Here is a 19,538-nt window from a genome sequence, read left to right on the forward strand (position 1 = left end):
GTCCTAAGACATTATCTTTGCAACTAATTCGCAACTGCAATAAGCGCAGTCAGCGCGTGACCCGGGCGCTGGCAATCTGAAAGCCGACACCGCCCTGCGCCGCCGAGGTGCCTGGTTCGACGTACAGTGCGACGGTAAAATTCGCCTCGACCCGGACGCCGCCCGGCCAGAACCAGCTTGCCGCGCCCGAAGGCAGTGTCCGCACCTGCGGTGCGCGTCCCGCCCATTGCGTCAGCGGTTCGATATCGGGCGCGCCGCCCGTTTCATCGAGTATGCGGCACTCGACCGATCCGGCTCCGGACGTGGCACTGACCTGTGCGACGAACAACACACGGTCGCCATAGACAGCGTTTCGAAACGTGCGCGCGTCCAATGCGACTCCGGATTTCTCGGCAGCATCCTGCGTTATCGTCAGCAGCTTGCCTGCCGAACTATCCGCGTCGGGCGTGAAAGCGGTCCAGCCCGCAGTTTCTGCGCGTGCCGCAAGTCCATCCACGCTGTCCAGCGGGGCGCATTGCGCGTCAAACGCAGCGAGCGTCTCGTCGAGCCGCGTGTCGGCCTCGACCGGAGAGAGTGCCAGGAGAGGCAGCAGCGCCAGCGCAAAATATGGTATCATGACTCCACGCTAGCTCTCACCATGTCCCTGCGCCAGATATTCGTCCGATCCCATTTCGTGGATGCGACTGGCGGTACGTTCGAACTCGAAGGCACCATCGCCTGCGACATAAAGGTGATCGGGATCGGCATCGGCCGCAGCGAGCAGCTTTACCTTATGTTCGTAGAGCGCGTCGATCAGCGTGACGAACCGCGCGGCTTCGTTGCGATTTTCCGGACCGAGCCTTGGAATGCCGACGATGATGACGGTGTGATAACGCCGGGCAATCGCCAGATAATCGGGCGCGCCGCGCGCTTCGCCGCACAGCCGCTTGAACGAGAAGACGGCGACGCCCTTCAGGCTTTTGGGCACGAACAATGTGCGCCCGCCCGGCACATCGATTTCCTCCGACGGCACTTTCGCCCGATCCTCGACCGCATAATCGGTCAGGCGGAAAAATGCGTCGGACAGCGTCTGCGTGGCTTGCGGGCCATTGGGCGTCAGCCAGGTATCGATGCTGCCGAGCCGGGCCAGCCGATAATCGGTCGGCCCGTTGAGTTCGACCACGTCCATCTGAGTCTCGATCAGTTCGATGAACGGAAGGAACAGCGAGCGATTGAGCCCGTCCTTGTACAGATCGCGCGGCGGCCGGTTCGACGTCGCCACCACCGTGATGCCCAGATCCATCAATTCGGTGAACAGCCGCGAGAGGATCATCGCGTCGGCCGGGTTGTTGACCACCATCTCGTCAAAGGCGAGCACGCGCAAATTGGCGGCGAGATCGGCGGCGACGCGGGCGACCGGCTTGTCGGCTGCCTTGCGCCGCTGCACCTCGAGCGCGTCGTGCACTTCGAGCATGAATTCGTGGAAATGCACGCGGCGCTTGCGGTCGATCTTCAGACAGCCGCTGAACAGGTCCATCAGCATCGATTTGCCGCGCCCGACGCCACCCCACATATAAACGCCGCGCGGTGCCGGTTCCTTGCGCCCGCCGGCGATCCGCCACAACAGGCTGCCCTTGCGCGGCCCGCGTTCGAGTTCATAAGCCAGCTTGTCGAGCCGATGCGCAGCGGCGGATTGTTCGGCATCGGGGCGCAGTTCGCCTGCGGCCACCAGCGCCTCATATCGCGCGAGGACGCCGGTCACGGGCGCGGCGATGATTTGCGGACGGTGCCGGTGAAACTGGCAAGAACCGTATCGTCCTGTTTCACCAACCCGCGCATGAACAACAATCGCCCGGTCTCACGCAGCAATTCGACTTCCGCCACAATCGGATCGCCGATCCGGCTGGGGGCGATGAACTGCGCCGACAGGTCGAGCGTCACAGCCTCGGCGGCGGATATCGATCCGAACGTGCGCGCAGCGGCGAACAGGGCGACATCCATGAAGCCCAGCAGCGCGCCGCCATGCGTCGAATCGGCCAGGTTCGAATGGCGCCGCCCGGTCGTCATCCGCACCAGCGCCTTATCGCCCTCCATCCGGGTCAGGATCGGACCGAGAAAGGCGTTGAACCGCGTCGTATCGCGCAGTTCCCAGCGCATCCAGCCGGGATGTTCCGGGTCGGGGGCAAAGGAAAAGGGGTCGGACATAAGCGCGTACAGGCGGCTCAGACTCGCGTATGCATCGCTTCGAACCGGGGCAGGTCCGGATCGAAGCGGTCCCACGCCACCGCTTCCTTCATATAGATCACGGCCTCGGGCGAGATGACGTTGGGATCGTCCAGCGATCCGCTCTGCACCAGGATAATATCGCCGGGCAGGTCGCCTGAGGTGTAGATGCGGCCCGCGCATTCGCCGCAGAAATGGCGCGTAACCTTGCCGCCGGTTTCGCCGACATTGGTGAAGGTGCGCGGCGTGCCGTCAAGCGCGAGCTGGTCGCGATGGACGGCGATGATCGTGGTGTGGCCGGTGCCGGTCGCCTTTTGACAATCCTTGCAGCAGCATTGAACGACGCGGCGAGTCGGACCGGTCAACCGATAGCGCAGGGCGCCGCAAAGACACCCACCGTCAACTTCGACGCCCTCGGCAATTCCGGTCATTCGCTTCTCTCCGCGCGTTGCTCCCGACGGGTCAGACCAGACGTTCGGCTTCCATCTTCTTGATCTCCGCGATCGCCTTGGCCGGGCTAAGCCCCTTGGGACAGACATTCGCGCAGTTCATGATCGTGTGGCAGCGATAGAGCCGGAACGGGTCTTCCAGCGCGTCGAGCCGCTCGCCGGTGGCTTCGTCGCGGCTGTCGGCGAGCCAGCGATAGGCCTGAAGCAGGATCGCCGGGCCGAGAAACTTGTCGCTGTTCCACCAATAGCTGGGGCAGCTGGTCGAGCAGCAGGCGCACAGAATGCACTCATAAAGGCCATCAAGCTGTTCGCGCTGCTCGGGCGACTGGAGCCGTTCCTTGCCCGACGGCGTGGTCGACACGGTCTGCAGCCACGGCTTGATCGACGCATATTGCGCATAGAAATGCGTGAAATCGGGAACGAGGTCCTTGATCACGTCCATATGCGGCAGCGGCGTGATGCGGATTTCGCCGGGAATGTCCGCCATTGCAGTGGTGCAGGCAAGGCCGTTGCGGCCGCCCATGTTCATCGCGCACGATCCGCAAATGCCCTCACGGCACGAACGGCGGAAGGTGAGCGTCGGATCCTGTTCCGACTTGATCTTGATCAGCGCGTCGAGAACCATCGGCCCGCAATCGTCGAGATCGATCGCATAGCTGTCATAGCGCGGATTCTTGCCCGAGTCGGGGTCGTAGCGATAGATTTTGAACTTCTTGATCCGCTTTGCCCCTTCGGGCGCGGAATGGCTCGTGCCCGACTGGATCTTGCTGTTCTTGGGCAGGAAGAATTCGGCCATCTTTCTCTCGTCTCCGGATCGCCGCGTCGGGCGCGCGTGGCGACCGATACACAAGCAGGGGCCGTGTCGCAAACGCAATGGCGCGCCGCACCATCGCGGAACGCCCCCGATACGTCAGATCACGTCGAGCACCAGTCCCCGGTCGCGCGCTTCACCGGCTTCGATATACCAGTTTTCGGGGGCGCGCTTGCACACTTCGTCGAATGCGATTTCGGACCCGGCGACCAGATCGCGGAACCCTTCTTCCTCGATCCGCACGCTGTGTTCGATTTCGTGCAGCTTGGCGCGAAGCGTCGCCGTCAATGTCTTGAGCGGGCCGGACAGGTTGATCGTGCTGGTCATCAGCCGCTCGTGGATCATGATCCGCGTCTCCTTGGTCAGGAACCGCTTGTCGACCGGAAACGCCGCCATGAAGGTGGCGCCGGCGGAATAGACCGCGACCTTGCCGAGGAACAGGATTTCGCGCTGCTGATATTCGCGCATCAGCCGGATTTCATCGCCCATCAGCCGGGCAACTTCCGGATCGCCGCCGAGCGTCGAGATCGCGACGACCAGAGCCCCTTCCCTGGGCGCTTCCTTCAGCTGATCGCGGAAGCTGGTATACATGGTCTGGTCGACCGGACCGGACAGATGGATGTGCGGGCGGGCGAGCAGCGGATAGAGCCGCGCGCGGCTTTCCTGCGATATCGGCGCGGGCGGCGAAGATGCGGGCGCGGCGGGCGGTACGGGATCGTTCATACCGGGCGCAACCGTCTGAACGGGTACAGGTTCCGCCGAAACCGCATCGGGCGCCGGTTCGGGCGCGGCAAGTGCGGGCGCGGGCCATGCCGCCATCGGTTGCGTCGTTTCGTTGCGCAGCAGTTCGGGTTCGGCGGCGGCGGACAGCGCCTGACGCTTGGCTTCGCGCTTTTCGAGCATCCGCCGCACGACGACCGCAAGGCCGAGCGCGATCATCACCCCCAGGCCGATCCGCACCAGCTTGTTCGAGAAACTGTCCTTCAGCCAGCTCGGCAGCTCGGGCAATTCGATACCGCTTGCCATAAAATCCCCTAATGCTGCAGGTTTTCGAGCGCCGCCGTGGCGGGCTTGCCGACCGGCTGGGTTGCCGTTTGCGGCATTTGCGCTTCCAGCGGATCGAGCCACTGGCGCACCTTGGCGCCGATGCTGGTCTGCGGGTTCGATGCAGCGAGATGCGCGCCCGCTTCCCACCGCGCGATCATCCGCTGCGCATCGAGCGCGGCGTCGGCCAGCGGCACCGGTTTGCGCATCGCATGATTGATCAGCGCGTCGCCGAAAAAGGTCCAGTCATTCTCTGACATGCAACCGAATGAGGGGCGGTCGGCCGAAGCGGCAGTGAACAGCGCCGTGGTATCGCTGGCGAGCGCGGCGACGAACTGCCCCGAATAACAGGCGCTGAGGATCAGCAGCCGGTTGCGGATGCCCAGATCGTCGAGCATCGCTTTCAACCGTTCGGGCGAAATGAAGCCAAATCCTTCATCGCCGTCATGATAGACCAGCCCGAACCCGACGCCGCCATGGCTGGTGGAATAGAAAACCAGCACATCCTCTGGCTGCATCAGTTCGGCGATGCGCGCCAGCGCCTGTGCCAGTGTCTCGGGCGATCCGTTGGGCAAGTCGCTCGGCCCGCGACCGTCCGTCCCGGCGAGGACGATCGTGCGTCCGGCGGCGTTGTAGCGCCGTTCGAGCACCTTGCCCGCCTCGCGCGTTTCGCGTCCGAACACGGGATCGCTGTCGAGCCCGACCGCCAGCACGAACGCATCGACGCGCCCCGGCTGCCCCGGCTGAAGCCCGCCAAGCGCCTGCGCCATCTTGCGGTGCTGGCCAAGATACCATTGCGGCGAACGGCCGGTTTCCATCTGAGGCCCGCGATCGAGACTGGCGGCAAGTTCCGCCCGGCTCTTGCCGACGAGCAGCTTGGGGAAATCGCCCTGATGTTCGGGAATCGACCAGCCCTGTTCGCCCGGCGCCGTCTGCGCCGCGACCGAAACCGCCGCGATCAGCGCGACGCCCAGCGCCGCACCCAGGTCGCGCAGCCGCTGACGCAGCAGGTCAATCGATGGCTTCATGCCGATTTCCCCCGGATGGCCCTATCCCATGCAGTGTCGCGCTGCCGCGCGGCGAGTCAAGCGACCTGAAAACCGCCGGGCCCGATTTGGGTCAGCCACGAAAAACCACGCAAATCCGTACAAAGTTCGCACCGGTTCGCGACGTGATGCGCGCGCGGGCGTGTGCGCGATGGCCGATTCTAACGATAGCGCGAGCGGACGTGGCAGATTTGGGAAATGTAGGACAGCGGGTTTTTGCGGGCGCGCACCGGATCCGCAGACGATGCTTCGCCGATCCCAAAGCAAAAGTGCGCCGACGACCGGGCTGGTCGCGGCGCACTCTTTTCGTATCGACCGAAAGCCACGGCCTTCGGGCAGTTCAGCTCAGTAAACGCGCTTTTTCGGTTCGATATAGTTCACGTCGTCGGTCAGCGTGAAATCATGGACCGGGCGGTAATCGAGCGACACCGTGCCGCTGTTTCCGCCCCAGCCTTCGAACGTCGCCAGCGTGTGCTTCATCCAGTTGGCATCGTCGCGTTCAGGATAATCCTCATGCGCATGCGCGCCGCGGCTTTCCTTGCGGTTGGCGGCCGAACGGATCGTCACCAGCGCCTGGCACAGCAGATTGTCGAGCTCGAGCGTTTCGACCAGATCGGTGTTCCAGATCAGCGAACGATCGGTGACGTCGACGTCCTGCATCCGCGCATAGACCTTGTCCATATGCGCGATGCCTTCGTCCATCAGCTCCTGCGTGCGGAAGACGGCGGCATGTTTCTGCATCGTCTTCTGCATGTCGGCGCGGATGTCCGCCGTCGGCGATCCGCCCTTGGCGTTGCGGAAATGGTCGAGGCGGCCGAGCGCGAGCGCTTCGGAATCCTTGGGCAGCGGATTGTGCGGCGTGCCCGGCTTCACCGTTTCCTTGAGGCGCAGGCCGGTCGCGCGACCGAACACGACCAGATCGATCAGCGAGTTGGAGCCGAGCCGGTTGGCGCCGTGCACCGACACACAGGCCGCTTCGCCGACCGCGAACAGGCCGGGGACGACCGAGTCCGGATTGCCGTCCTTCAGATGGACGACTTCGCCATGATAATTGGTCGGAATGCCGCCCATATTATAATGGACGGTCGGCACCACCGGCAGCGCTTCGCGCGTCAGGTCGACGCCGGCGAAGATCTTGCCGGTTTCGGTGATGCCGGGCAGCCGTTCGTGCAGCACCTTGGGATCGATATGGTTGAGGTGAAGGAAGATATGATCCTTCTCCTTGCCGACGCCGCGCCCTTCGCGGATTTCCATCGCCATCGAGCGCGACACGACGTCGCGGCTCGCCAGATCCTTGGCCGAAGGGGCATAGCGTTCCATGAAACGCTCGCCTTCGGAATTGGTGAGATAGCCGCCCTCGCCGCGCGCACCTTCGGTGATCAGCACGCCCGCGCCGTAAATGCCGGTCGGGTGGAACTGGACGAATTCCATGTCCTGCAGCGGCAGCCCCGCGCGCAGCACCATCGCATTGCCGTCGCCGGTGCAGGTGTGCGCCGACGTCGCCGACTGATAGACGCGGCCATAGCCGCCGGTCGCCAGCACCACCGCATGGCTGCGGAAGCGATGGATCGAGCCGTCTTCCAGGCACAAGGCGATCACGCCGCGGCACGCGCCGTCTTCCATGATCAGGTCGAGCGCGAAATATTCGATATAGAAATCCGCGCTGTACTTCAGGCTCTGCTGATAGAGCGCGTGCAGCATGGCGTGGCCGGTGCGGTCCGCCGCGGCGCAGGTGCGCTGCACGGGGGGGCCTTCGCCCATATTCTGCATATGGCCGCCGAACGGGCGCTGATAGATGGTGCCATTGTCGTTGCGGCTGAACGGCACGCCGGCATGTTCGAGCTCGTACACTGCGGCCGGTGCCTCGCGGCACATATATTCGATCGCGTCCTGGTCGCCCAGCCAGTCCGACCCCTTGACGGTGTCGTACATGTGCCAGGTCCAGTGATCCGGCGTGTTGTTGCCCAGGCTCGCCGCGATGCCGCCCTGTGCGGCCACGGTGTGGCTGCGCGTCGGGAACACCTTGGTGATGCACGCGGTCTTGAGGCCCGCTTCGGCCGCGCCCATCGTCGCGCGCAGGCCCGATCCGCCCGCGCCCACCACGACGGCGTCATAGCTGTGGTCGATAATCTTGTACGCGTCCGCCATCAGGCCGCTCCCGCCGTGAAGGCGATCTTGAGGATGGAGAAGATCGCCAGCGCCGAGGCGGCGATCGTGAAGAAGTTGAGCAGCACGATCAGGACGATGCGCGATTCGTCGTGCTGATAATCCTCGATCACCACCTGGAGCCCCATGCGGAAGTGATAGAAGACGCTGACGACGAACAGGATCAGCGGCACGGCCACCCAGGGCGAGGCCATCCAGGTCGCGATGGTTTCATAGCTGTAATTGGGCAGCAGCAGCAGCGACACCATCAGCCACAGGACGAGCAGCAGGTTCGAACCCGCCGTCAGCCGCTGGTGCCACCAGTGATGCGCGCCTTCATGCGCCGAACCCAGGCCGCGCACGCGGCCGATGCTGGTTCCGTCACCCATTCCACTTCTCCAGCATGAGGAGCCAGAAGCCGAGCGTCAGCACCACCGACAGGATGAAGGTGAGATAGGCGGTGGTCTTGTTCGACTTGAGTTCGAAATTGGCGCCCATATCGAGGAACAGGTGCCGCAGGCCGCTCATCATGTGCTGAAACACACAGAAGGTCAGGCCGATGCCAAGCACCCAGCCGACGATATTGAGCGCGCCCGATTCGAGCGTGAACATGCCGGTGAAATCGGCATAGGTGCCGGGACCGCCGGCGGCAGCGACGAGCCACCAGACGAACAGGATCGTCCCGACAGTGGCGAGGCCGGAGCCGGTCGCGCGGTGAATGATCGAGACCGCCATCGACGGTCCCCACTTCCAGATGCTCAGGTGCGGCGACAGCGGACGCGCAGGTTTGCTGACATTGGCCAAGGAACGGGCTCCCCCTAACGGTAGACGGGCCTAATTAGACGCCATGCGCGCGGATGCAAGCCGCATCCGCGCTTCCACGCAGGAAGCACGCCGTCGCGATCGGAACGGATTGCGTAACTAACCTGCCTTTAACCTGTTTCGGTAATAGCTGCTGGCTGTTCCCGGCCCATGGCCGCCATGCGCAGTAAAAGGATGTGACGACGTGAGCGAAACGCTTCCCAGCGACTTGCCCGCTCCAGGCACGATGAGCCGCCGAATCGATGTCGGATCGCGCCTGCACATATTCGATTTCGAAGGCTCGCTGGTCGCGTCCGCACGCGACGCATGGGAAACGCTCGAACCGGAAATCCGCGCAGTTTCAGAGGCCTATTGGCTGCAATGGCAGCGTTGCTTCTCACATGAGGGCAGCTGGGCACCGCAGGAAACCGAAAAGATGATCGGCCTGGGGGTCACGTTCCTCAAGGACCGGTTCCTCAACACTTCGGAAATGGGCTGGATCGAATCGATCGAACGGTCGGTCGCCTCCGCTTATGCGGCGAAGGTACAGCCGATGGCGTTGTTGTCGATGATCAACGCCAGCGATCGCGCGGCGCTGGAAGTACTGACTCGGCGGCTGGAGCCGACCGACGCGCGCCTGCCCCGGCTGATCGACACGCTGATGCGGCTGTCGGCGCTGGAAGGCGACATCACCGTCGAAATCTATAACATGTATCGCGAACACACCGCCGCGATCGCGCGCGACAAGCTGGCCGGCGAATTCCGCGATTCGATCGGCAGCACGGTCGAGCGCGCGTCGCAGGAAGGCGATACGCTGCGCAATCAGGCCGAAACCACATCGGCCTCCGCGCGCGGCATGCTGGGCAAGGCGAGCGAAGTCGCCGCCGCCGCCGAACAATCCGCGGTCGCGATGCGCGAAGCGGCGCAGACCGCAGCCGGCCTGATCCGCGCGATCGAGGATGCGCGCGGCGAGGTCGAGGTTGCCGCCGAAATCGCCACCCGCGCATCGTCGCAGGCGGGCGACGCGGTCGGCATGTCCGAACTCCTGTCCGAACATGCCAAATCGATCGAATCGATCCTGGGCCTGATCCGCGACATTGCCGGCCAGACCAATTTGCTGGCGCTCAACGCGACGATCGAAGCCGCCCGTGCCGGCGATGCCGGGCGCGGCTTTGCCGTGGTGGCGCAGGAAGTGAAGAGCCTGGCCAACCAGACCGCGCGCGCCACCGACGATATCGCTGCCAAGATCGCGGCGATTCAGTCGGCCACGGCATCGACCGTCGAAACCAACGCATCGATCCGGTCGACGGTGAGCGAAGTACAGGACAGCGCGAACCGAATCCGTTCGGCGATGGAAGTCCAGGCGCAGACCGTGACTGCGATCACCGCCGCCGTCGACGAAACCGCGCTGGCGGCCGATTCGATGTCGGCGACCATCGCCGCGATCCGCGAGGATACCGAAGCCGTGGCATCGGAAATCGACCGGGTGGGAATGGGCTTTGCCACGCTCGACAGCGAGCTGGGCAGCCTGAAGAACAAAGCGAGCGACTTCGTCGGAAAGGTCGCAGCCTGACAACAGGGAGCGTAGCGATGGCGAGCCTTTCCCCTCACGCCGCGCCGGAAGAAACGGTTCGGGCGTTTTCCGCCCGGCTGCGCGGCTATGACTGGGACAATGCAATTGCGCCCGGTTGCGCCGAGCTGGCAGAATTGCTGCGCGACGAGTGGGAGACGGTCGCCCGCAGTTTCTGGGACCATTATATCTCGCTGCCCGCTGTCGCGCCGCTGCGTGCCGTACTCAATGACATGATGCTGCGCGATCTGATCAGCAACAGCAGCGATTATACCCGCGTCAAATATGTCGATCCCTTTGGCGAAGAATGGATGCAGATCGCTTGCGGTCATGTGCTTGCCGTGCGCAGTCGCGGAATTCCGGTTGTCGCCCTGCTCGCCGCCTTCGCCCATGCCCATAGCCGCACCCTGGCGCTGATCGCCGCCAAGATTCCCGATGATGCCGATCGCATGGCGCGGCTCGGCGATGTCGTGCAGCGGCTGGCGCTGGTCGAAGCGGATCTGATGACGTCGCACCTTGCCGCATGCGAACAGGCCGAACAGGTCGAAATCCGACGACGCGGTACCGAGCTTTTCCGCGCGGGCATCGCCGAATCGATCGAAGGCGCGACCGATCGCGGCAACCGCATGCGCGTGCAGGCGCAGAATGCCTCGCTATCGGTGCGTTCGATGCTGGGCAAGGCGAGCGAAGTCGCCGCCGCCGCCGAACAATCCGCCGTGGCGATGCGCGAAGCGGCGCAGACCGCAGCCGGCCTGATCCGCGCGATCGAGGATGCACGCGGCGAGGTTGAGGTTGCCGCCGAAATCGCCACCCGCGCATCGTCGCAGGCGGGCGACGCGGTCGGCATGTCCGAACTGCTGTCCGAACATGCCAAATCGATCGAATCGATCCTGGGCCTGATCCGCGACATTGCTGGCCAGACCAATTTGCTGGCGCTCAACGCGACGATCGAAGCCGCGCGTGCCGGCGATGCCGGGCGCGGCTTTGCCGTGGTGGCGCAGGAAGTGAAGAGCCTGGCCAACCAGACCGCGCGCGCCACCGACGATATCGCCGCCAAGATCGCGGCGATTCAGTCGGCCACGGCATCGACCGTCGAAACCAACGCATCGATCCGGTCGACGGTCAGCGAAGTACAGGAAAGCGCCGCGCGCATCCGTTCGGCGATGGAAGTCCAGGCGCAGACGGTGACTGCGATCACCGCCGCCGTCGACGAAACCGCGCTGGCGGCCGATTCGATGTCGGGCACGATCGTCGCGATCCGTGAGGATACGCATTCGATCACGGTCGAAATCGACACGCTGCAATGCGATGTGACCGATGTCGACGAACGGCTGCATCGGCTGCAGGAAGCGGCAGAGACATTCTCGGCATCGGTCGCGCCCTGAATCGCACCGCAAGACATCGGTTCTGATTTGCGCGCCGCCGCGCTATGAGCCGCGCGATGAACACCCATATCCTGTTGACCGGCAGCAGCCGGGGCATCGGCGCGGCGATCGCCGATGCGATGCAAACCAGCGGCAACCGACTGGTCGGCCATGGCACCAACAGCGGCATTCCGGCCGATTTTTCTCAACCCGGTGCTGCACAATCGCTTTGGGAGCGCGCACTGGAGACGCTCGACGGGCGAATCGATGTGCTGATCAACAATGCCGGGATTTTCGAACCCGTACCGCTCGAAACCGATCATGACGCATGGGTCGAAGGGTGGGAGCGGACGATGCGCGTCAACCTGACCGCTTCGGCCGAGCTCTGCCGCCTTGCCGTGCGCCATTGGCAGAGCGAAGGCCGTCCCGGCCGCATCGTCAACATCGCCAGCCGCGCCGCCTATCGCGGCGACAGCCCCGCCCATTGGCATTATGCCGCATCCAAGGCAGGGATGGTCGCGATGACCAAGACGATCGCGCGCGCCTATGCCCGCGAAGGGATTCTCGCCTTTGCCATTTGCCCCGGCTTCACCATGACCGGCATGGCCGAAGACTATCTGGAAAGCCGCGGCGGCGACAAGTTGCTGGCGGACATTCCGCTGGGCAAGGTCGCCATGCCCGAGGAAATCGCCCGCATCGCCAGATTCTGCGCGATCGAGGCGCCCGAATCGATGACCGGCGCAGTGATCGACGCCAATGGCGCGAGCTATGTCCGCTAACCGCTTTGCCGCAATGATGGCGCTTGTCGCGCTCGCCGGATGCGCGAAACCGGAGGCCGCGCCCGCCGCGCTGCAGATTGCCGACGCCTCGCCCGCGGCAAAGCTGACCGCCTGTGCCGGCAAGGACGGGTGGAGCGATGCAGCGCCGCCCGCGCATGTCTTTGCCAATGTCTATGATGTCGGCAGCTGCGGCATCACCGTGCTGCTGATCGCATCGGATGCCGGGCATATCCTGATCGACGGCGCGACCAGCGAAGCGGCGCCCGGCATCCTTGCCAATATTCGCGCGCTGGGGCTCGATCCTGTCGATGTCCGCATCCTGATCAACAGCCATGAGCATCTCGACCATGCCGGCGGGCTGGCGGCGCTGAAGGCCGCGACCGGCGCGCGGATGATCGCGCGGGCGGAAGCGAAACCGGGCCTCGAAACCGGGCTGGCCGGCGCGGGCGATCCGCAGGCGGGCGTCAACGAACCCTTTCCCGGCGTCGTGGTCGACCAGATCGTGACCGATGGCGAGACGATACGGCTCGGCCCGATCGCGCTGACCGCCCATGCCACGCCCGGCCATACGCCGGGATCGACCAGCTGGACCTGGCAAAGCTGCGATGGCGACACATGCCGCGCAATGGCCTATGTCGACAGTCTGACGGCGATATCGGCGGACGAGTATCGTTTCACCGACCACCCCGATTATGTCGCTGCGTTTCGGGATACGCTCGATCGCATCGACGGCTTCGATTGCGAGATACTGATTACCCCGCATCCGGGCGCGAGCAATTTGCGCGAGCGGATGGCGGGCAAGGCACCGCTGGTCGATCCGACCGGATGCAGAACCTATGCCCAAGCCGCACGCGTCCGCCTCGACGCGCGGCTGGCCAAAGAGAAGAACCAATGAGCTGGAAAATCACACTCCCCTGCACGCGCGCCGAAGCCGAAGCGCTGCAGATCGACGACATCGCCACAGTCGATCTCGATCCCCTGCCCGTTTTGATGACCAGCGAGCGCGTCGCCGACGATCCGATGCAGTGGCAACTCGACGCCTATTTCGAGGAACAGCCCGACAAACATGCGCTCGCCGCGCTGCGCACGCTGGTGCCGAGCGCCGCGCGCGCCAAGGCCGTGATCGAGGAGATTGTCGAGGCGGACTGGGTGACGATCAGCCAGGAAGGGCTGGAGCCGGTCCATGCCGGGCGCTTCTATGTCCATACCCAGGGCAACAAGGGCAAGGTGCCCGCCGATGCGCACCCGATCCGGATCGAGGCGAGCCGCGCTTTCGGCACCGGCACGCATGAGACGACAAGCGGCTGCCTGATTGCGCTGGACGGCCTCAAGCGACGCGGAGCGCGGTTCGACAATCTGCTCGATCTGGGCACCGGCACCGGGCTGCTCGCCTTTGCCGCGCTGCATCTGTGGCCGCGCGCGCATGCCACGGCATCGGATATCGACCCGGCGTCGATCGAGGTTACTCGCGAAAATGCGGCGATCAACGGCGTGCCGATCGGTGGCGGCGCGGGCGAACTGGCGCTCGCCGTGGCTTCGGGGATGCAGCACCCGCTGCTCACCCAATCGGCGCCCTATGACCTGATCATCGCCAACATCCTTGCCGGACCGCTGGTTGAACTGGCGCCGAGCGTTGCCGATGCGCTGGCCGAAGGCGGCACGCTGATCGTCGCGGGGCTGCTCGAACGCCATGTCGAGATGGTCGCGCGCGCCTATCGCGCGCAGGGGCTGCGGCTGGCGGGACGCGTCCCGCGCGGCGACTGGCCGACGCTGCGCTTCGTCAAGCGCGCCCGCTATGGCGCTCCGCGCACCCGGCGGCTGAGCCGCGGTTCAGGCGAGGCACCGGGTTTCGGGAGCTGGTGAACGCGTCACCCTCTTCGTCAAGACCCGGCCAGGCCGACCTTTCCGGGGCGCTATAGAAGAAGCCGGATCCCAGCCTGTGCGGGGATGACGGAAGAAGCAGCGTTATTCGGCCGCCTTCGCGCGCGCATATTCCTGGGTGCCGTTGGTCATCACCTCATCGCCGGGCAGGATCGTCGCGATCGGAATGTCGGGCAGGTCGCGGATCGAATCATAGAGCGGCGCGAAATCGGTTTCGACGGTCTGGCGCAGCAGATCGTCGAAACTGTCGATGACGAAATAATTCTGCTGGAAATCGTCGATCCGGTAATCGGTCCGCATCACCCGGCGCAGGTCGAAACCGATCCGGTTGGGGCTGTCGCTGTCGAGCGCGAAGCGGCTTTCCGCCGCGCTGGAAACAATGCCCGAGCCATAGATGCGCAGCCCTTCGGCTTCGCGTACCAGGCCGAATTCGACTGTGTACCAGTAAAGCCGCCCGAGCTGCTTCAACATGCCAAGATCGAGCGCGCGCAGACCGCCGCGGCCATAGGCCTCAAGATAATCGGCAAAGCGCGGATCGGCGAGCATCGGGACATGGCCGAACACGTCGTGAAAGACGTCGGGTTCCTGGATGTAATCGAGCTGATCCGGGCGGCGGATGAAATTGCCCGCGACGAAGCGGCGATTGGCCATATGGTCGAAAAAGACATCATCGGGGACGAGCCCCGGCACCGCCACCACCTGCCACCCGGTCAGCTTCATCAACCGTTCGGACAGCTCTTCGAAATTGGGGATGCCGGCTTCGGAAAGCCGCAGCGCTTCAAGGCCGTTCAGATAGGCCTGTGCCGCGCGTCCGGGCAGCAGCTTCATCTGGCGTTCGAACAGCGTGTCCCATACCTTATGGTCCTGCGCGCTATAGGCTTCCCAGTTCTGCGGTATCGTCCAATCGGCTGCCGCGCCATCGGGCGGGCAGGCCAAAACATGCGTTTCCTGAATCATGGAAATCCCATAGCATATCGCCCTGATGGCGGGAATTGCGATGAATCAAGCTGGCAGGCGGTCGTGGCATGTGCTGGCGTGGCTGGTGGTCATTGTCGCGGCCCTGTTCGCGCTGTGGAACGCGGCGGCGCTGGCGGGCACGCTGATCCCGGCAAATGCCGGGCGCATAGCGCCGGCGAACGGCATCCGCATCTTTGTCGAGGACAATGGCGTCCATACCGGAATCGTCATTCCCGCCGAGGCCGACGGGATCGGCTGGAGCGATCTGGTGCGGCCCGGCGACCTGCGCGATCCGCGCTATGCCGCGCATCCATGGCTGGCGATCGGATGGGGCGATCGTGGCTTCTATATGGAAACGCCGACATGGGCGGACATCCGTCCCGGGCGGACCGCCGCCGCGCTTGCGGGCATGGGCGATACCGTGCTGCATGTCGAACATATCGGGCAGCCGGTGGTGGGTGCCGATCGGCGCGAACTGATCCTTACGCCCGAGGAATATCGGCGGCTGACCGATTTCATCCGCGCGACCTTTGCCGATCTGCCCGAAAGCTGGCCCGGCTATGGCAGGCACGACGCATTTTATGCGGCGCGCGGACGCTATAATCTGTTCCGCACCTGTAACAGCTGGACCGGCGAGGCATTGCGCGCGGCGGGCGTGCCGATGGGCATATGGACGCCGCTATCGGCATCGGTGATGTACTGGATGCCGCAACCATGAGCGACGCCGCCCCTGTCGAAATATTGCCGCCGCCACGGCATCTGTTCCTGGCCGAATTGCCGCGCGCGGCGATGATGCTCGGTTCGTTCGCGCTGTCGCAGGGCAGGCTGAACGCCGCGCCGCGCGGCGATGGTCGCCCGGTGCTGGTGCTGCCGGGACTGGGCAATACCGACAATACGACGATCGTCATGCGCCGCTGGCTGAAGAAGATCGGCTATCGCAGCTATGGCTGGGAACTGGGCCGCAATCGCGGCGCGCGGACGATCGGCAGCGACGGCAACCGGCTCGAGGCGCGACTGGAGGCGATATATGCCGATGCCGGAGCGCCAGTGACGCTGGTCGGCATTTCGCTGGGCGGGATCATGGCGCGGATGATGGCGCATCGCCGCAGCGAGCTGGTCCGCGAAGTCGTCACGCTCAGCTCGCCCTTTGCCGGCCCGCCGACCGCGACCAATGTCTGGCGCGCGTTTCAATGGCTGTCGGGCGAGAAAATCGACGACCCCGCAGTTATCGCCAATCGGGCGGAAGCGGCAGCGCCGTTGCCGGTGCCGTCGACTGCGATCTGGAGCGCCAGCGACGGATTCGTCAACGGGGCGATCTGTCGCGAAGCCGACGGCGGCGCCGGTCGATCGATCGAAATCGAGAGCGGGCATCTGGGTGTGCATATGCATCCCGATGCGATGCTGGCGATCGCGCAGGCCCTGGCGGGCGAGACGAATTAAGACCAGCTACCGATCAGTTGCAGCGGCGCGGCTGATATCCGTTGCGGCGATCCTCGCGCGCTGCGCGTTCGCACGCTTCCTTCGCCTGTTTGGCGGCCTGACCGTCGCGGCGTTCCTGTTCGCGCACCTGGCGGCCGTAGTTGCGATCCGATTCTTCCTGGCTGGTCGTGGTCCAGTCGACCACCTGTGCCCCGGCGCGAACCGGCGCGGTGGCGACGCCCCACACCGTCTTGGCGACGCATCCGCCGGTAACCAGCGGCAAGACTGCGACCATCGGCATCACGAATTTCCGCATTGCCCCACTCCCCTTGTTCACTCCGCGCGGTCCGGCGCCAGTGCCGATTCGCGTGCCCGGACACCGAGATACGGGTAATCCGTGAAGAAACCATCGACGCCGATCCCGATATAGCGCGCGATTTCGCGCTCCATCGCGCCGTCGGGCGCCGTATCGGAACCGCGCAGCGCGGGCGGCAGGAACAGGTTTTCGGTGCGGAAGGTCCAGGGATGAACGCGCAGCCCCGCCGCATGCGCATCGGCGACCAGCGACGTCGGATCGCCGTTCCAATCGGGCAGGATCATCGATTTTTCAGGACCGATGCCGAACGCATAGGTCGCGATTTCCGCCAGCCCTGCGGGGGTGACCATCGCGGCATAGCTTTGCGCGCCGCCATCGGCGGGCTTGCCGAACGGCGCCACCAGCTGGATCAGCCGCACCGGCGTTTCGCGATGGAGCGCCTTCAGATTGTCGACTTCGAACGACTGGATGAAGACCGGCGCGTCGGCGCGGTCCCACCCCGCTTCGCGCAAAGCGGCGAGCAGCGGCGGTTCGAGCGGCAGACCGATCGACGCGAAATAGCCGGGGTGTTTGGTTTCGGGATAGATGCCGATCGTGCGCCCCAGCTCCGCCGAGCGGCGTTTGGCGAGTTCGATGATCTCCGCCAGCGTCGGGATCTGCGCCTGCCCGTCATAGCCGGTGTTGCCGGGGCGCAATTGCGGCAGCCGTTCCCTGACGCGCAGCGTGCGTAGTTCGGCAAGCGTGAAATCCTCGGTAAACCAGCCGGTTTCTTCGCGCCCGTCGATCAGTTTGGTGGTGCGACGGTCGGCGAATTCGGCGTGATCGGCGACATCGGTGGTGTCGGCGATATTGTTTTCATGCCGCGCGACCAGCACGCCGTCCTTCGTCGATACCAGATCGGGTTCGATGAAATCGGCGCCCTGGGTGATGGCAAGGTCATAGGAGAGCAAGCTATGTTCGGGCCGTTCGCCGCTCGCACCGCGATGCGCGATGACGATCGGCGGGCTGTCGGGCAATGTCTGCGCCATTGCGATATCCTGTATCGGGGAAAGAACCGAAACCAGTGCTGCCAGTGCAGCAAAGACATATCCTATTGGCATTCCCGATTTTCCACACCATTTGTGCCGAGCCTGTCGAAACACTGCCCGCCTCTCCGCCTGCGGTGGAAAAAGGGAGAACCGCCCTTCGGCAAGCTAAGCGTAAAAGGGGGGTCGTGCTTCCATGAACGCCCGCCCTAACCAGCCGATATGACGGGAGCGCGACAGCATTGAGCGAGAATGACCGGGTGATCGCCGCCGCGCGCGAATGGCGCGGCGCGAAAATGGCATTGGCGACGGTGGTCACGACCTGGGGATCGGCGCCGCGCCCGCGCGGCAGCCATATGCTGGTGCATGAAGACGGCCGGTTCGAAGGATCGGTGTCGGGCGGATGCGTCGAAACCGACATATTGGCCACCGCCACCGAAGTGATTGCCGGGGCGCCGGCCATCGTCAAACGCTATGGCGTTGCCGATGATGCAGCGTGGGAAGTCGGCCTGCCCTGTGGCGGCGAAATTGCAGTGTTCGTCCAGCCGGTATCGGCGCAGTGTTTTCCCCCCGAGCTGTTCGACGCAATCGCCGACGCCCGCGCGGCGGGACACTCGCTACCGGTCGCGTTCGATTTCGCCACAGGGCGAGCCGCACCGGGCGAGAAAGGCGATTTCGTCCACCGTTATGCGCCGCCGCACCGGCTGTTGATCGTCGGCGCGGTGCAGATCGCCCAGGCGCTGGCGGGGCTGGCGCGCGAACTGGGGATCGAAACGGTCGTCATCGACCCGCGCGGACGCTTTCTGACCGAAGAGCGGTTTCCCGGCACGACGACAGACGATCGCTGGCCCGACGAAGCAGTGTCGGCGTGGCGCCCCGGCGCGGCAACCGCCGTCGTCACGCTGAGCCATGATCCCAAGATCGACGATCCCGCACTGATCGCCGCGCTGCGGGCGCCGACCGGCTATGTCGCCGCGCTGGGATCGCGCAAGAGCCATGCGGCACGGATCGAGCGGCTGGCGGCGGCGGGCATAGCCGCGCCCGATCTTGCCCGGATCGACGGCCCCGCAGGGATCAACATCGGCGCGATCGGCCCGTCCGAAATCGCACTGTCGATCGCGGCGGGCATGGTGAAGGCGTTTCGCGATGCGCGCTGAGGATGTCGTGCTGCTGCTGCTCGCCGCCGGCCGGTCGGACCGGTTCGGCGACGCCGACAAGCTGGAACAGCCTTTCCTGCACAAGCCGCTGGCATTTCATGTCGTGACTGCACTGGAAGCCGTGCCGTTCAAGGCGCGGGTTGCAGTGGTTTCCCGCACCTCGCTGGATTTCGCCGCGCGCGGATATGACGTCGTGCACAATCCGCGGCCCGATGCCGGTCAGGGCCATTCGCTGGCGCTGTGCATGCAGGCAGCGCGCGTGCATGATGCCAAGGCGGTGCTGATCGCGCTCGCCGATATGCCGCGCGTCACCGCCGCGCATATCTGGCGACTGCTCGACGAAGCGAAGGGGCCGGACGCGGTGGTCGCTTCGAGCGACGGGCACGCCCCCTGCCCGCCCGCGCTGTTCGGCGCGAACCATTTCGACACGCTGGAAACCGTCGAGGGCGACCGGGGCGCCCGCGCGCTGATCCGCGCGGGCCATCATGTCATCGCATCGCCCGCCGAGCTGATCGATATCGACACGCCCCGGGATCTCGCCGAACTGCGCACCAAATATGGCGTCGATTGAC

At 64.8% G+C, this 19,538-nt stretch carries 22 protein-coding genes; 9 read left to right on the forward strand and 13 right to left on the reverse strand.

The features are described 5' to 3' along the window. Positions 1 to 49: 49 nt before the first annotated feature. The 10 genes from DKB74_RS15920 to sdhC all read right to left on the reverse strand — a co-directional run bounded on the left by DKB74_RS15920 (position 50) and on the right by sdhC (position 8,432). Positions 50 to 616, reverse strand: a complete 567-nt coding sequence (locus DKB74_RS15920) for a hypothetical protein (protein ID WP_109809169.1) — start codon at positions 614 to 616, stop codon at positions 50 to 52. Between the two features lie 9 nt (positions 617 to 625). After that, a complete protein-coding gene (zapE, locus tag DKB74_RS15925; RefSeq protein ID WP_109809170.1) occupies positions 626 to 1,741 on the reverse strand; it encodes a cell division protein ZapE in 1,116 nt (371 codons plus the stop codon). Then, a complete protein-coding gene (locus tag DKB74_RS15930) occupies positions 1,738 to 2,184 on the reverse strand; it encodes a PaaI family thioesterase (protein WP_109809171.1) in 447 nt (148 codons plus the stop codon). The genes zapE and DKB74_RS15930 overlap by 4 nt, the downstream gene beginning before the upstream one ends. Positions 2,185 to 2,201: 17 nt before the next feature. Next, on the reverse strand, positions 2,202 to 2,633 hold the full coding sequence (locus tag DKB74_RS15935; RefSeq protein WP_161956890.1) for a GFA family protein: 432 nt from the start codon (positions 2,631 to 2,633) through the stop codon (positions 2,202 to 2,204). 31 nt (positions 2,634 to 2,664) lie between these two features. Next, positions 2,665 to 3,447, reverse strand: a complete 783-nt coding sequence (locus DKB74_RS15940; protein ID WP_109809173.1) for a succinate dehydrogenase iron-sulfur subunit — start codon at positions 3,445 to 3,447, stop codon at positions 2,665 to 2,667. 114 nt (positions 3,448 to 3,561) lie between these two features. Further along, positions 3,562 to 4,488 carry an ATP-dependent Clp protease proteolytic subunit gene (locus DKB74_RS15945; protein WP_476715123.1) on the reverse strand — a complete coding sequence of 309 codons (927 nt, stop codon included), beginning with the start codon at positions 4,486 to 4,488 and terminating at the stop codon, positions 3,562 to 3,564. 8 nt (positions 4,489 to 4,496) lie between these two features. Then, positions 4,497 to 5,534 (reverse strand): C13 family peptidase, encoded by a 1,038-nt coding sequence (locus DKB74_RS15950; protein WP_109809174.1) that lies wholly within the window; start codon positions 5,532 to 5,534, stop codon positions 4,497 to 4,499. A gap of 363 nt (positions 5,535 to 5,897) precedes the next feature. Then, a complete protein-coding gene (sdhA, locus tag DKB74_RS15955; RefSeq protein ID WP_109809175.1) occupies positions 5,898 to 7,700 on the reverse strand; it encodes a succinate dehydrogenase flavoprotein subunit in 1,803 nt (600 codons plus the stop codon). Beyond that, the gene (gene sdhD, locus DKB74_RS15960; protein WP_109809176.1) at positions 7,700 to 8,086 is read right to left on the reverse strand and encodes a succinate dehydrogenase, hydrophobic membrane anchor protein; all 387 of its coding nucleotides are present in this window, start codon (positions 8,084 to 8,086) and stop codon (positions 7,700 to 7,702) included. Before sdhD ends, sdhA begins: the two co-directional genes overlap by 1 nt. Beyond that, entirely contained in the window at positions 8,079 to 8,432 is a 354-nt protein-coding gene (sdhC, locus tag DKB74_RS15965; RefSeq protein WP_239987558.1) for a succinate dehydrogenase, cytochrome b556 subunit, read from the reverse strand. The genes sdhD and sdhC overlap by 8 nt, the downstream gene beginning before the upstream one ends. Before the next feature lie 313 nt (positions 8,433 to 8,745). On the opposite strand from sdhC, the gene DKB74_RS15970 reads away from it, so the two are divergent. Genes DKB74_RS15970 through DKB74_RS15990 form a run of 5 tightly spaced genes read left to right on the forward strand, consistent with a single transcriptional unit; the run spans position 8,746 to position 14,074 of the window. Beyond that, positions 8,746 to 10,071 carry a methyl-accepting chemotaxis protein gene (locus tag DKB74_RS15970; protein WP_193504486.1) on the forward strand — a complete coding sequence of 442 codons (1,326 nt, stop codon included), beginning with the start codon at positions 8,746 to 8,748 and terminating at the stop codon, positions 10,069 to 10,071. Positions 10,072 to 10,088: 17 nt separating this feature from the next. Further along, the gene (locus DKB74_RS15975) at positions 10,089 to 11,453 is read left to right on the forward strand and encodes a methyl-accepting chemotaxis protein (RefSeq protein WP_109809178.1); all 1,365 of its coding nucleotides are present in this window, start codon (positions 10,089 to 10,091) and stop codon (positions 11,451 to 11,453) included. Between the two features lie 56 nt (positions 11,454 to 11,509). Beyond that, the gene (locus DKB74_RS15980; RefSeq protein ID WP_109809218.1) at positions 11,510 to 12,211 is read left to right on the forward strand and encodes an SDR family NAD(P)-dependent oxidoreductase; all 702 of its coding nucleotides are present in this window, start codon (positions 11,510 to 11,512) and stop codon (positions 12,209 to 12,211) included. Beyond that, positions 12,201 to 13,106 carry a subclass B3 metallo-beta-lactamase gene (bla, locus tag DKB74_RS15985; protein ID WP_239987559.1) on the forward strand — a complete coding sequence of 302 codons (906 nt, stop codon included), beginning with the start codon at positions 12,201 to 12,203 and terminating at the stop codon, positions 13,104 to 13,106. Before DKB74_RS15980 ends, bla begins: the two co-directional genes overlap by 11 nt. Continuing rightward, positions 13,103 to 14,074 carry a 50S ribosomal protein L11 methyltransferase gene (locus DKB74_RS15990; protein ID WP_109809180.1) on the forward strand — a complete coding sequence of 324 codons (972 nt, stop codon included), beginning with the start codon at positions 13,103 to 13,105 and terminating at the stop codon, positions 14,072 to 14,074. The genes bla and DKB74_RS15990 overlap by 4 nt, the downstream gene beginning before the upstream one ends. A 102-nt stretch (positions 14,075 to 14,176) precedes the next feature. On the opposite strand, the gene phhA is transcribed toward DKB74_RS15990, so the two are convergent. Then, a complete protein-coding gene (gene phhA, locus DKB74_RS15995; protein WP_109809181.1) occupies positions 14,177 to 15,049 on the reverse strand; it encodes a phenylalanine 4-monooxygenase in 873 nt (290 codons plus the stop codon). A gap of 40 nt (positions 15,050 to 15,089) precedes the next feature. On the opposite strand from phhA, the gene DKB74_RS16000 reads away from it, so the two are divergent. Beyond that, complete coding sequence (locus DKB74_RS16000; protein ID WP_109809219.1) at positions 15,090 to 15,767, forward strand: TIGR02117 family protein; 678 nt, start codon at positions 15,090 to 15,092, stop codon at positions 15,765 to 15,767. After that, complete coding sequence (locus tag DKB74_RS16005) at positions 15,764 to 16,489, forward strand: esterase/lipase family protein (RefSeq protein WP_239987560.1); 726 nt, start codon at positions 15,764 to 15,766, stop codon at positions 16,487 to 16,489. Before DKB74_RS16000 ends, DKB74_RS16005 begins: the two co-directional genes overlap by 4 nt. A 13-nt stretch (positions 16,490 to 16,502) precedes the next feature. On the opposite strand, the gene DKB74_RS16010 is transcribed toward DKB74_RS16005, so the two are convergent. Continuing rightward, positions 16,503 to 16,784, reverse strand: a complete 282-nt coding sequence (locus DKB74_RS16010; protein WP_109809182.1) for a hypothetical protein — start codon at positions 16,782 to 16,784, stop codon at positions 16,503 to 16,505. A 17-nt stretch (positions 16,785 to 16,801) separates the two neighbouring features. Further along, positions 16,802 to 17,812, reverse strand: a complete 1,011-nt coding sequence (locus tag DKB74_RS16015; protein ID WP_109809183.1) for a glycerophosphodiester phosphodiesterase — start codon at positions 17,810 to 17,812, stop codon at positions 16,802 to 16,804. Between the two features lie 239 nt (positions 17,813 to 18,051). On the opposite strand from DKB74_RS16015, the gene DKB74_RS16020 reads away from it, so the two are divergent. Together DKB74_RS16020 and DKB74_RS16025 are read left to right on the forward strand one after the other, a co-directional pair. Continuing rightward, on the forward strand, positions 18,052 to 18,966 hold the full coding sequence (locus DKB74_RS16020; RefSeq protein WP_109809184.1) for an XdhC family protein: 915 nt from the start codon (positions 18,052 to 18,054) through the stop codon (positions 18,964 to 18,966). Continuing rightward, positions 18,956 to 19,537, forward strand: coding sequence for a nucleotidyltransferase family protein (locus DKB74_RS16025; RefSeq protein ID WP_109809185.1), 582 nt, complete (start codon positions 18,956 to 18,958; stop codon positions 19,535 to 19,537). Before DKB74_RS16020 ends, DKB74_RS16025 begins: the two co-directional genes overlap by 11 nt. Position 19,538 lies beyond the last annotated feature (1 nt).

The sequence above is a fragment of the Stakelama portus genome (genome assembly GCF_003171655.1).
In the GTDB taxonomy this organism is placed as follows: domain Bacteria; phylum Pseudomonadota; class Alphaproteobacteria; order Sphingomonadales; family Sphingomonadaceae; genus Sphingomonas; species Sphingomonas portus.